The organism is Mycobacterium sp. IDUB_19 (assembly GCF_055419445.1).
This window is the reverse complement of record NZ_JBVAXR010000063.1, coordinates 1-11809: the sequence shown is the minus strand read 5'-3', so window position 1 is coordinate 11809 and position 11809 is coordinate 1. Positions and strand designations below refer to the sequence as shown.

The window sequence follows — 11809 nt, the reverse complement described above, 5'->3', positions numbered from 1 at the left end:
TGGGTCAGGGCGCCGGACTGCCGAAGCATCGCGTCGACCAGGGTGGTTTTTCCGTGGTCGACGTGGGCGACGATGGCAACGTTGCGGAATGGCACGTCGGTGATTCTGGCAGTGGGGGGCTAAGAAGGCGAACTGGCTTGCGAACCGGCAGGTGGGCCGCCCGTCCAATGTAGTTCAGGAATCACCTCTGACGGATCGCACCGGCCGCAATGTGGGTGGAGCTCACCGAACGTGGAGCTCACCGAACACGGTATCGCGCGACCACGCAGGCCGGGCCGATAGTTCGTTGGACGGATGCGCCGACGTGAACCTGACCTTCACCTTTCACGACGAAGTGAAGTGCCCGGACGGCACCGGGGCCGATCCAACTTGCCAACCGCTGCATCAGGATACACTATGTATCGTGATACGCGATGTATCCGTCAAATGGGCATCACCCCCATGGAGGGCAGCGATGAGCACGTCTAGCGAGGCCCGAGCGGGGCATGCAATAGCTGGGGACGTGGAAACCGGCACTGGGCGAGTGAACCGTGAGATGGCCGAGACCCTCACGGGACGTGTGAACACGGATGTGATGATCGCGGGTCAGGCGAATATCACCCAGGACGCACGTGCGGTCGCGATGAGGAAGCTTGAGCCGGTTCCGGCTGACATTCCGGCGCATGATGAGCCGGCAAAAGAAGAAACGGGAACCCTGCCCGGCTCACACGGGGAGCACCACCTACAAGAGCGGTTCCAAAACGTCGCCCGGGCCCATGCGTTTTACAACAATCAAGTCCTCAACCACCTCAATCCGCTGATGAAAGAATATATTGCACGCCAACCAATGTTCTTCATTGCTACCGCGGATGCACGAGGCAACTGCGACTGTTCTCTGCGTGCCGGCGACGAAGGAGTCATGCGCATCATCGACGAAACCACCCTCTTGTACCCCGAATATCGGGGCAACGGCGTGATGGCAAGCCTGGGTAACATTACCGAAAACCCGCACGTCGGAATCTTTTTCGGCGATTTCTACCACTCGACCGTTGGGCTACACGTCAACGGCAACGCATACCTACTCTCCACTGAGGACGTTTCGGCCAGCCTGGCGACCCGCGGCGACCTGCTGCAATCGCTGGCGCCAGAATTTAGCCGACGACTGGACACATGGGTGCAAATCACCGTCGAAGAAGCCTATATGCACTGCTCGAAGCACATACCATTGCTCAAACCGCTTGAGAAAAAACTGCATTGGGGGACGGACAGTCTCAAGTTCAAGCGAGGAGACTACTTTCACGTACGATCTAAGCGTATCCAAGCGAATGCCCAGCCCAATGCAACACCCCATCCGCCTAATGAGCGCACCTTAGGTCAGGTCGCCATCGAGGCCAACATAACCGATTCGACATAGCACTAAGCACAATCGCGCTCTGGGTGCTGTCGACCGCGCTACGGGCCATAAACACCATTCGACGTGGACTGCGATGACTCCAGTGAGCGTTGCCAAGCGCTGAAAATGACGACGGCGCTGTCTCTTTCGGCGCAAAACAAAGGTGGTGCTGCCATCGGGTCACCCTGGCCGTTCCACCTGACCGCGATCGCGGACAAATCGCGCTGACCACACACCAGGTTCGCCTCGCGCTCGACCAGCGTCGACTTAAATCCGGACCGGACCCGTCCACCGCGTGTTTACGCGACACCGTAATATCTTGGATGCCAAGTCTTTCGCGACAGTCAACGGTCCCCCAGCGGGTGAGTTAGCGGGCTCGGCCCGCGAACGTGGCTGTTAACCCAAGGGTGGGTACGCGTCGTCGCCGGCAACGCTGGGTTCGTCGTCGCGCCGCCGCGGCCCCTCCGGCATGTTCTGTATTGGAAGGGTCATCGGACCGAGTTGGGGTATATCCGGCATCCGCGAACTCGGGCCGGACTGACCGCTCGCTGCGTGCCCCGAGAGCCACTCGGCTCCAGCTGCCGTTGCGCCGCCGGCCGCGAGACCGCTGGCCGCTAACGGCTGATTCCAGCCGATGGGCTTGGAGAAGGCGTTCGAAGCGGTTTTACCGGGCGGGTAATAGCCGGGGTCGTACCGCGCCTGACCGTTAGCTTTGGCTGCACCTGAAGCCCCGCCCTTGACCGCGCTGGCGATGCCACTGGTGAGGAGCGTGACCGGTTGGAATTCCCCGCCGCTGGCAAGCGTGCCCGCAGCGCTGGCCGCGGTGCCTCCGGCGTAACCGGTCAGAGCACCCTTGATGGCTCCCTCGAAGGGGTTGTCCACCTCGCGAAAGGCAAGTTTGCCCTCCGCGGTGACGACTCTTTGGGTCGTCGACTTCAGGACATCCTTGAGGAAATCCTTGGTGGCGTGGTTGGCCGCGCCACCGATGAATGCGATGCCCGTGGATTTCGCCAGTTTCGACCAATCGAACTGGTTGCGGTACCCGTCCCCCATCTGAATGCCCTGGACGGTCGCCTCCTTCAACACGGCCCACTCGACGTCCTCGATGCCCTCTCTGAGCAGCTCCTTGACCAGGGTCTTTTTGAGCGCATCGTCCAGCTGGCCGAAGATCTGCTTGAGCGAATTCATGATGGCCTCACGAATCGAATACCGTGTGAACGCCTCGGTTATCGGAATCGTGTGCAAGGACGCGCCCCATGTCTCGGCAGCCGTAGCGTAGGCATACGAGATTTCCGCAGCCGCTTTCCCTAAGCTGAAAAGGATCGAAATCTTCGCGGACTCGATGGCAGTGCCGGTTTGGTCGGCGAGCTTTCCGAGCGCCGCCATCGCCTGAGCGAGCTTGTCGACAGCATAGTCGCCGTCAAAAAGCATGTGGAACTGCTTATCGGCGGCCAACGCGGTTTCTCCGGCCAGCACTGCCATCGTCTGGGCGCGAACCGCTTTCAGGTTCGGGATCAGGGCCGTCAACTCGGTCGACGAGTGGTAACAGTGCTCCCCAATGCGCCGCATGCCGTCCTCGTCGCCCTGCGGCCACTCCGACCCGACCAGGTATGAAATCCATTGCAGGTGGGCAGGGATCTCAATGCTCACGTGAAACTCCCAATGCGCTAGACAAATTCGTCCGACTGGATAGCCGTGGTTAGCAACTCGTGGTCTTGCTGCTCAAGGGCGTCAGCGGCCGTTCGCAGCCCGCGCGAGTAGTCATTGAGCAGATCGACCTTGGCGTTGATCGAGTTGTCGACCCTGCCGAATTGGGCCAGGTATCCGTTGCCGCCGTCCGCGAATTGCTGGCCGGTCGAGTCGTCGCCCCACGGGGCACCTTCACCGCCCAGCTGCAAATGGAGGTTGTGCAGCACCGACCACATCCGTTGACTGACGTCTGCAAGATAGTCGGCGGTGGCTCGCAATTGAGCGGGACTCACACTGAGTTCCATCGGGTATCTCCTACGGCAGGAAAGGGATCGGAATCTTCCGAATCATCCTTGTTATCAGGAGGTTTGGTATCGGCGTGCTTCGCTTCGGCATCGGTTAAACGACCGAGACCCGGTATCAAACCGCTGAGCTCGGGCATCAAATCGTTGAGATCGGGTACATCGACCCCGAGGTCGGATAGCGATAGAAATCGCCCGCGCCGCTCGGAAAGCGGTGCCAGCAGCTCAGCCGAGCGCCGCGCGACCTCGCGGGCAGCGGACTGGGCCGCGGCAGTGACATGTGCACCGAGGCCCGCGAAGTCGAAATCGTCCATGTACGACTCGTCGATCACGGTCTCGATCACCATGCCGTGCTCGTTGACCGTTACCTCCACAGCGCCATCAGCGAGCGCCACCGTGGCCGTGAGGGCCGCCCGCTTCTTTTGCAGGTCGGCAAGATCCGCCATCTGCTCCTCTACCAGTGCCAGCACTTCTGCGAGCTCATGACGAGCGGCGTCGTTGGTCAATTGCCCAGTATCGCTAACCAGAACTTGCAAAATCGGGCGCGCCGACCGGTCGATGTCCACGTGCAACTTCGTCGAAAACCCCCGTGCGGCACGCGCTTCAAGTTAGTGCGCCAAATACACGTTCGGTCATCCGAGACCGCCTTGTTCGCAGAGAGTTCGGTTACCCGCCACCTCGAAGTCGATTCGAGGCCGATGCGTTGATAGCGAACTCCACCGAAAGGGTAGATGTTGATACATAATGTATCGCGCGATCCGCGATACGCTTTGTATCGACCTCTATCAGCATCGGCCTCAAGAAGGTGCCTCCGTGATAACAACGCCGCCCCCGCCCGATGCGGATCACGCCGCGCGGCGCGAGCAGATTCTCCAGGCCGCGCGCGCCGCCATCGAGGAACACGGTCCCGACGCATTGACCGGCCAAATAGCCGACCATGCCGGACTGGCCCGCCCCAATGTATACCGACACTTTTCCAGCAAGGACGAGCTAGACCTCGCGGTGGCGCGCGACGCCTATCAGGAGCTGCGGGCCGAAATTCGGAGCCGGTTAGACCTGTGCGGTACGTCGCTTGGCGTGATTCGCGCGCCCATCGCGGCCCAGGTCACCTGGGCCGATGGCCACCAGAACCTGTATCGATTCCTCGTCAGCCACGGCGACCAGCGCAGTTCCCGCCAGTGCAAGGCAGCGCGGAGCGACTTCGCCGCCGAGCTCGCCGCCGCCGGGACACGCTACTTCCCGCGCTTCGCCGAGAACCCCGATGCCGCCGAGGTGACCCTCATCGGCCTGATCGGGCTTGTCGATGCATCCGTACTCCGGTGGCTGAGCCAGCCAACCGAGACCCGCGAGCGACTCACCGACCGGCTCACCACCCACGCTTGGCTGATCATCGACCATCACCTCCGCGGGATCGGTGTCGACATCGACCCGGCCGTACCGCTACCGCGGCCCCCCGCAGGCCGATAGGCCGCGCTGACGCCGGGCACGAAGCCCATCAAAACTTTGGTTGCACGTGGTTGCCCATTGACGATACACCATGTATCGTCAATGTGATACACGATGTATCGAATTGCGGGGCGCAACGCCTCGCGCCTACGGAAGCGAAGGGCCCAACACCGTCGGGTGGCCGCTATGAACAACTACGAAGTCATCTCCGCTCGCCACGCCTGTGGTGGGCAAGCGGGTTCTGCCATTACTGATGCCCTGGTGTTCGGCGGGGTATGCGACCGATGTGGGCGACTGTATTTGCAGCGCTGTTTCCCGCACGGCTGCCTTTGCCCCGGCTGTTTCCTCGGCGGCCCGACAGCACCCGAGCTGGGACAGTTACTCGGGCGCACCCATCTCACCGGGGTCGGCCTGGCTGCGTCATGAGCACTGTGCCCGGACTCCTACACGCATGCCTCGCCGTTGCTCAGCACGACGTCATCTTCTGGCGGGTTGACCGAATCTTGTTCGCAAGGAGATGGATATGAGCCAACCAGCCGAGGACTGGACATCGGATTCATTCGCCCGAGTCGCGGCGTGGTACTTCGCAAACCCGCCGGCCACCTGGCGCATCGCACGTTATCCGTCGGGTTGGTGCGTCACCGCTTCCGACGGCACCTACATCAGCTCGCACCGCACGAAACGCGACGCGGCCGCCAACCTAACCGACGGATCATGCGCCCGAGCCCATTACGCCACCGTGGACTGGTACCTCGGCTACTCCGTTGACCCACGCTTGCGCCCACTCACCGGTACTGAACGCGAGGCTGTCGCCCAGGTTTTGCGTCACCGTTGCCGCACGATCCGAGGGCTTGAGCGCGCCGAGTGACTTATGCGAAAAAGCAAATACACTGACGATTGGCCATGATCCGTCATGGTCACACGGCCGACTTGTCGATACACTTAGTATCAACTGCTACCAGCCCGGCCTCGACGAGGTGAGTCAGTGACCGTGACGCCGTCCAAACCGCACGCGGATTGCGCCCCGCTCGTGCGCTACGAGCAAATTCTCGAAGCCGCCCGGACCGCGATCGAGGAGCACGGTCCCGACGCCCTGACCGGGCAGATAGCGCAACGTGCCGGGCTGGCCCGTCCCAACGTCTACCGCCACTTCTCAAGCAAAGAGGACCTCGACCAGGCTCTAGCCCGCAGCACATATCGCGAGCTGCGTTCTGAAATTCAGGTTCACCTGGATGTGCCTGGTACCGCCCTTGACGTCATCCACTCGCTCATCGCCGGCCAAGTCAGCTGGGCTGATGGCCACCCGAATCTGTATCGATTTTTGGTCAGTCGCGGCTACCAGCGCCGGTCGCGGCAGCGCACCGCGGAGCGCAGCGACCTCGCCGCCGAAATCACCGAGGTCGCAGCACGCCACTTTCCCAGTCTCGCCGATCACCCGGAAGCCGCAGAGACCACCCTCGTAGGGCTCATCGGACTGTTCGACGCGTCTGTTTTGAGGTGGCTCAGCCGTCCGTCCGGGACCCGTGAGCAACTCATCGACAGACTCACCGCCCAAGCGTGGCTGATCGTCGATCACCATCTGCGCGAGTTTGGCGTCGACGTCGACCCAACCGTGTCGTTACCGGGGTCCCAGCGGGTCAGTAACCGATATCGAGATCCCCTGGGACACCGTAGTTTTCAATCGTAATCGCCACGTAAAGTGATTGCCGATAGATGGGAAGGTGACGCGCATGGATGCGGCCCAAGCGATCGCTTTGGTATCGAATTTGATCCGGAAGCGTGGTTTGGATTACCCCAGTGAGGAGTTGGAGGCGGTCCGCTTCGAGGCGGGTTGGAGGGTGTACGCGCCGGTAGCGATCGACACGAGCGATCCCACGGCATTTTTGGACACGCCGGTGGGGCGGTCGGTGTTCTTGGTGGGCGACACCGGGCGTATCGAAGAAACGTCGACGTCGGTTTCGCCCCAGCAGGCTCACGAACAATTCATCAAGCAAGAATCTGCCGCCGAACGCGCGGAGGGTGCGTCCGACGAGAAAGAATTCATGGCCGAGTTCGAGCGGCAGTTCAGTCTCCTCACCGGCGAAGGCCCGCCGACGATCAGCGAGTTCACTATCGTCGACACCCCGCCACGGGACGACACCGAGGGACGACACACCGTGAATCCGAGTGATGAGGCGCCGATCGCCGCCGAAGCGTCGCGTTTGCTCGACCCGATCGTCCAACAGTTGGCGCAGCTTGGTCCACCGAGCTGGGAGAGGCTTTCGGCGGTCTTCGCGTTCACGGTCTCCGCCGAAGTTGCCCAATTACATTTCGGGTTCGGTGATCAGTGGGGCCCAATTCCGGTCCCGCTGTCGATCGCCCAGCTGGTGCGCCAGCAGCGGGAAGTCGCTGCGGCCATGCCGGCCGGGCCGTGGTGGCGGCTGGTTCTAACCGTCACAAACCGCGGTGAGATGAGCGCCGACTACGACTACGGCGACGACCCGTTCCCCGACGACCATCTGCTGGCCCCCGAGCACTACCGCAACGACCTCGATACCTATCCCCGCGCGCAGGTACCGGTGTGGCTGGCCGGGTACGTCGCCGGGCCGGCTGCACAAGGCCGCGACCCACACCGGGCAGCCGCTACGGCCGCCGCCGACTTCGAGGCCGGGCGCGCCGCCACCCCTACGCAAGACATCCCTCCCCTGCCCGTCCTGTGGTCGCGGTGGGCGGTAGTTTCGGCAGCATATGTCGGTATCAGATCTCAGTGGGGACCACGAATTTACCCAGGCTGCGCCTGGTACGAAAGTGACCACCGCAGCGGATCAACGCTGTACCTTTTGCCCGGCGACCGCGCCGTATTGTCCGGCGGGAAATGGAATTCCAGGCTGCTCGAAGCCGGCTACAACGGGAGTCAAGCCCTACCCGACCTCTACTGCGGCGCACCGGCGTGGGTCAACGACACCGTGCTTAATACCCGCAACCTCAATGGTCTGCTCAGCTTCTGCTTCTGGTGGGCGGACGGTCACTGGTACCGCGGCTTCACCGACACCGCCGACGAACTCGACGATGCCCTGCCACCGGTCCGCACCCATGACCAAACTGTCCAAGCGATGATCGGACAAACGGGTTTTGACACCCAGGATGCGTGCCGCGCCCTGCTGGCCGCGGCTAGCAATCACGGCGGTGCCAGCGACGACGTGACTGCGATGTTCACCAACCATCCCGACGCTGACGTCCCCGCCGCCATCAACCAGCTCATTCTGGCGGGACTCATGGCCCTTTAACCCCACCCGCGAGTTCGCCCCACCATCGTCCGGCCCGGTAACCGGAGCCGCGGAAGCAGGGGAACTTCTCCGCAACAGCGTCAGCTGGCTCAAGATGGGCCTGGGTTTTCAGATCGATGGAGGAATGTCCCTTGAAGGCACGCGGCGAACTCTAATTTGCGCCGGGGTGACGGACAGATCTGCGACCGCGAACGGTCGGCCGCCGATGCCGATGCGCTGCTGCCGCCTGTTGCGGCGGGCATCCGGCGTCCCGTCCTTTATCATCGGTGCGATCACGCACTGGGCTGTCGAGGCTTTGGACGCGGCGGCCTCTCGAGATGCCACCAGTCGAGCCCGCCTATTTCCACCGCGGTGACGGCTGGACTTGGTCTCGGGCACTCCGGTGGTTGCCGCTGATTGGCGGATCGCGGGGTCAGTGCCGTATTGCTAGGAGGAGACGGCGCGAACCCGCGTCATCCATCAGCTTGACAGCTACGCCCTTCTGGCTTAGGTCGGCGCTGACACAACGACTGTTGCCAGGAGTTGCGCGGCGGTAGGTATGACACCTATCGCTTACGGATGTGGCCGATATCGCACCAAACTGAAAATGGTGCTGTGCCCACGCCGACGAGCTGCCGAATACGGCCCTACATACAGCCCCAAGCGGCATCGCGCCACCAGGTGACCAACATCTCTGCTTTCCCTGCGCTGGAGGGTCTGGCAATCCCCCGCGTAGAGAGGCCTTACCGAAATCGCGGCCTACACGGGGTTCCTCACCGCGGACAAGGCATCGGTTAGTCACATCCCACCGCAGATCGATTCATTGGAGGTAGCACGATGCGCAAAGGTACTTCAATCCTCAACAAGCGCGGTTCGGATACTGCCGTCGCGCTGCACCAAGAAGTTGTGCGGATCTATGAGCAGGCGTGGAACGCTCACACATTCGACTTCGAAAACGATCTCGGGCGCTTTATGGCTCCCGACATCACCATCGTTTCGGGAGGCATGCTGGGCGGACGATCTCTGCTGAGCGAGATATCCGACGCGCGCGCCGACTATATCCGCGGCACGGGAGCGACCGTGGCCATAGAGCTGGAGATTACGTGTGTCGCGGACATAGACACCACAGTTGTGGTGGTGGCCGAAGGCGATCTCAGCTTTAACTATCCAGATCGGACAACATTCACGCAGCGGCTACTGATCTCGTCCACCCTACGACTCCGAGACGATAGGTGGATTTTCCAGCACATTCATTGCGGAAGAGGTTGTTCCTAATGGACCTGCGCGTCGTGGCGCGGCCTGGCAAGCGACACTAGAAGGCTAACCGTCAAGCCGCTTCAAACACGCTTGCTCCGACATCAGAAGCGTCGACCCACACCAACAACTATGCCGACCAATCGGCATTAGCCACAGCCGGTCCACACCGTCAGCAGGCAGTTGGAACGCCCAGGAACGGGCATATCCGCGGCAAGTCTTCCAGCCACCGAGCAAACGAGCGGCAACGAGAGCCCAGCAAGGTATCTTCCCGCCACGCGGCATGTCCGGATGCATCCCCGGATTCGGATTTTCCCGAAACAATGGTGATGCCAGGTACTTTCGTGTGACCGGAGAACAGTGATGCCGCAGCGGTGTCGGTTAGAGCCGTATCGCGGTCTGGACGAGGTCGGCCACTGCTTTGGATCTGCTGTGTGGTGGCCAGGCGATGACGGTTGTGACGGCCGGTGCGTCTGGCACGGGCACGATGGCATGATCGTCGCGTAGCTGGGTTCGCAGCGACTCGGGCACGATGGCGCAGGCCAGTCCGAGCGCGATCAGTTGGAATAGTTGGGTATGGTCGCGCACCCGCGGGCCGGGGCCGTCCGGATAGCTCCCGTCCGGTCGAGGCCAGCGCGGCAGGGCCACCTCCGTCAGCGCGTTGACCTCAGTTATCGATGTGTGGGATCGGTCAGCAAGGGGGTGCCCCGCGGGTAGGACGACGACTTGCTGTTCGGTGTGGAGGTCCTCGATGTCGAATCCGGCCATGGTGTCGTAGGGCCGGTGCAGCAAGGCAACGTCGGCACGCCCGTCGCGCAGCATGTTTTCCGGCTGACCGGGCCCGCACAGTATCACCTCGACGGCCACGGCGCCTGGTTCGGCGGCGTAGGCGTCCAATAGCTTCGACAACAGTTCGCTGGACGCTCCGGCTTTGGCGGCCAGCACCACACCGGGCTGGTCGAGGGCGGCGCGGCGGGTGCGGCGCTCGGCGGCTTCGACTGCGTCGAGCGCGGTCCGGGCCTCCCCCAACAGCACCGAACCGGCCTCGGTCAAAGAGACGGCGCGAGGGGTGCGGTGTAGCAGAACGACTCCGAGCCGCCGTTCGAGCTGCTGGATGGCTCGCGATAGTGGTGGTTGCGCCATCGCGAGCCGTTGCGCCGCCCGTCCGAAGTGCAACTCCTCGGCGACGGCGACGAAGTATCGCAACTCCCGCGTCTCCACCAGTTCATCGTATCCGGCGCTGAACACGACCGATATCCGTGCGGTATCGCCGCCCACCCGATCGGTCTTGGACGCCCGATTGTGAGTCGCAGCAGGATCGGCGGTGTGAGTGAACAGACGATCGCGCTGGTGACTGGCGCGAACAAGGGAATCGGATACGAGATCGCCGCGGGCCTGGGCGGGCTCGGCTGGCGAATCGGTGTGGGCGCGCGGGATCAGCAACGCCGCGACGCCGCGGTGGAGAAGCTGCGCGCGGCTGGCACCGATGCGTTCGGTGTGCCGCTCGACGTGACCGATGACGCGAGTGTGGCCGCCGCGGCCGAGTTGGTCGCCGGCCGTGTCGGAGGCCTCGACGTTCTGGTCAACAACGCCGCTATCACCGGGGGCGTGCCGCAGACACCCACCACGGTCGATCCCGCGACCGTGCGAGCTGTCCTGGAAACCAACGTGATCGGGGTCATCCGGGTGACTAACGCGATGCTGCCGATGCTGCGGGCCTCGGCCTCGCCGCGAATCGTAAACATGTCCAGCAGCGTCGGCTCACTAACCCTGCAAACCACGCCCGGCATCGACATGGGCCCAGTTCCCGCTGCGTACTTGGCCTCGAAGACCTTCCTTAACGCCCTCACGGTCCAATACGTCAAGGAACTGGGCGATACCAACATCCTGATCAACTCCGGCTGCCCCGGTTTCACCGCCACCGACCTCAACGGCTTCCGAGGCGTCCGCACACCGCAACAGGGCGCGGCCATCGCGATTCATCTCGCGACTCTGCCCAACGACGGACCGACCGGCGGATTCTTCGACGACGCCGGAACAGTGCCGTGGTGACAGGCAGGCCGGTGCCCACCATTCCCGTTCGAGACGTCGGCGACGGGTCGCGCGCAGGAGGAAAAGCACGACAATGACAAAGGCAGTCAGGTACGACGAGTTCGGTGGAATCGATGTGCTGCGGGTCGACGAGGTCGATCGCCCCGTGCCCGAGGACGGGCAGCTCCTTGTGCAGGTAAAAGCGGCAGGCATCAACCCCGGTGAGGCGGCCATCCGCACGGGCGCAATGGCGGACATCTTTCCCTCAACCTTTCCGTCGGGGCAAATTTTCAATCGTCGAAAATCAGTTAATTTTCGGGCGCCATTGGAAATTCGCCCGGTGCGGATTCGACGCTTGGTTATGGGATGGATCGTGGTTTGTCGCGGCCTTGGCGTGGAATGTGGGAACGTTCGGCCGAAACCCGGTCGCGCTGGTCGTGCGGAACGAAACCCACGATGTCCTCGCGTGA

12 protein-coding genes and 1 pseudogene are annotated in these 11809 nt (G+C 62.6%); 8 read left to right on the top strand and 5 right to left on the bottom strand.

The annotated features are described in order from the left end of the window. Positions 1-95 (bottom strand): GTP-binding protein (locus tag ACZY0B_RS25810; RefSeq protein ID WP_463767079.1); only part of this gene is annotated, 95 nt, incomplete at its 3' end. 440 nt (positions 96-535) lie between these two features. On the opposite strand from ACZY0B_RS25810, the gene ACZY0B_RS25805 reads away from it, so the two are divergent. Next, on the top strand, positions 536-1393 hold the full coding sequence (locus ACZY0B_RS25805) for a pyridoxamine 5'-phosphate oxidase family protein (RefSeq protein WP_463767078.1): 858 nt from the start codon (positions 536-538) through the stop codon (positions 1391-1393). A 375-nt stretch (positions 1394-1768) separates the two neighbouring features. Here ACZY0B_RS25805 and ACZY0B_RS25800 read toward each other — a convergent pair whose 3' ends face one another. Genes ACZY0B_RS25800 through ACZY0B_RS25790 form a run of 3 tightly spaced genes read right to left on the bottom strand, consistent with a single transcriptional unit; the run spans position 1769 to position 3929 of the window. Further along, positions 1769-3022: a WXG100-like domain-containing protein gene (locus ACZY0B_RS25800; RefSeq protein ID WP_463767077.1), complete on the bottom strand. Its 1254-nt coding sequence runs from the start codon at positions 3020-3022 to the stop codon at positions 1769-1771. A 17-nt stretch (positions 3023-3039) separates the two neighbouring features. Further along, positions 3040-3366, bottom strand: a complete 327-nt coding sequence (locus ACZY0B_RS25795) for a WXG100 family type VII secretion target (protein WP_463767076.1) — start codon at positions 3364-3366, stop codon at positions 3040-3042. After that, the gene (locus ACZY0B_RS25790; RefSeq protein ID WP_463767075.1) at positions 3351-3929 is read right to left on the bottom strand and encodes a YbaB/EbfC family nucleoid-associated protein; all 579 of its coding nucleotides are present in this window, start codon (positions 3927-3929) and stop codon (positions 3351-3353) included. The genes ACZY0B_RS25795 and ACZY0B_RS25790 overlap by 16 nt, the downstream gene beginning before the upstream one ends. Before the next feature lie 247 nt (positions 3930-4176). On the opposite strand from ACZY0B_RS25790, the gene ACZY0B_RS25785 reads away from it, so the two are divergent. The 5 genes from ACZY0B_RS25785 (at position 4177) to ACZY0B_RS25765 (ending at position 9329) form a co-directional block, all read left to right on the top strand. Continuing rightward, complete coding sequence (locus ACZY0B_RS25785; RefSeq protein ID WP_463767074.1) at positions 4177-4830, top strand: TetR/AcrR family transcriptional regulator; 654 nt, start codon at positions 4177-4179, stop codon at positions 4828-4830. A 502-nt stretch (positions 4831-5332) separates the two neighbouring features. After that, on the top strand, positions 5333-5677 hold the full coding sequence (locus ACZY0B_RS25780) for a hypothetical protein (protein WP_463767073.1): 345 nt from the start codon (positions 5333-5335) through the stop codon (positions 5675-5677). A gap of 117 nt (positions 5678-5794) precedes the next feature. Then, positions 5795-6496 (top strand): TetR/AcrR family transcriptional regulator, encoded by a 702-nt coding sequence (locus tag ACZY0B_RS25775; RefSeq protein ID WP_463767072.1) that lies wholly within the window; start codon positions 5795-5797, stop codon positions 6494-6496. A gap of 43 nt (positions 6497-6539) precedes the next feature. Continuing rightward, positions 6540-8075 (top strand): hypothetical protein, encoded by a 1536-nt coding sequence (locus ACZY0B_RS25770; protein WP_463767071.1) that lies wholly within the window; start codon positions 6540-6542, stop codon positions 8073-8075. Positions 8076-8891: 816 nt separating this feature from the next. Then, positions 8892-9329, top strand: coding sequence for a nuclear transport factor 2 family protein (locus tag ACZY0B_RS25765; RefSeq protein ID WP_463767070.1), 438 nt, complete (start codon positions 8892-8894; stop codon positions 9327-9329). Between the two features lie 360 nt (positions 9330-9689). On the opposite strand, the gene ACZY0B_RS25760 is transcribed toward ACZY0B_RS25765, so the two are convergent. Further along, the gene (locus ACZY0B_RS25760; protein ID WP_463767069.1) at positions 9690-10529 is read right to left on the bottom strand and encodes a LysR family transcriptional regulator; all 840 of its coding nucleotides are present in this window, start codon (positions 10527-10529) and stop codon (positions 9690-9692) included. 105 nt (positions 10530-10634) lie between these two features. On the opposite strand from ACZY0B_RS25760, the gene ACZY0B_RS25755 reads away from it, so the two are divergent. Both ACZY0B_RS25755 and ACZY0B_RS25750 read left to right on the top strand, forming a co-directional pair. Further along, the gene (locus ACZY0B_RS25755; protein ID WP_463767068.1) at positions 10635-11360 is read left to right on the top strand and encodes an SDR family oxidoreductase; all 726 of its coding nucleotides are present in this window, start codon (positions 10635-10637) and stop codon (positions 11358-11360) included. Positions 11361-11433: 73 nt separating this feature from the next. Then, positions 11434-11809 (top strand): annotated as a pseudogene (locus ACZY0B_RS25750) (hypothetical protein); the annotation flags it as partial.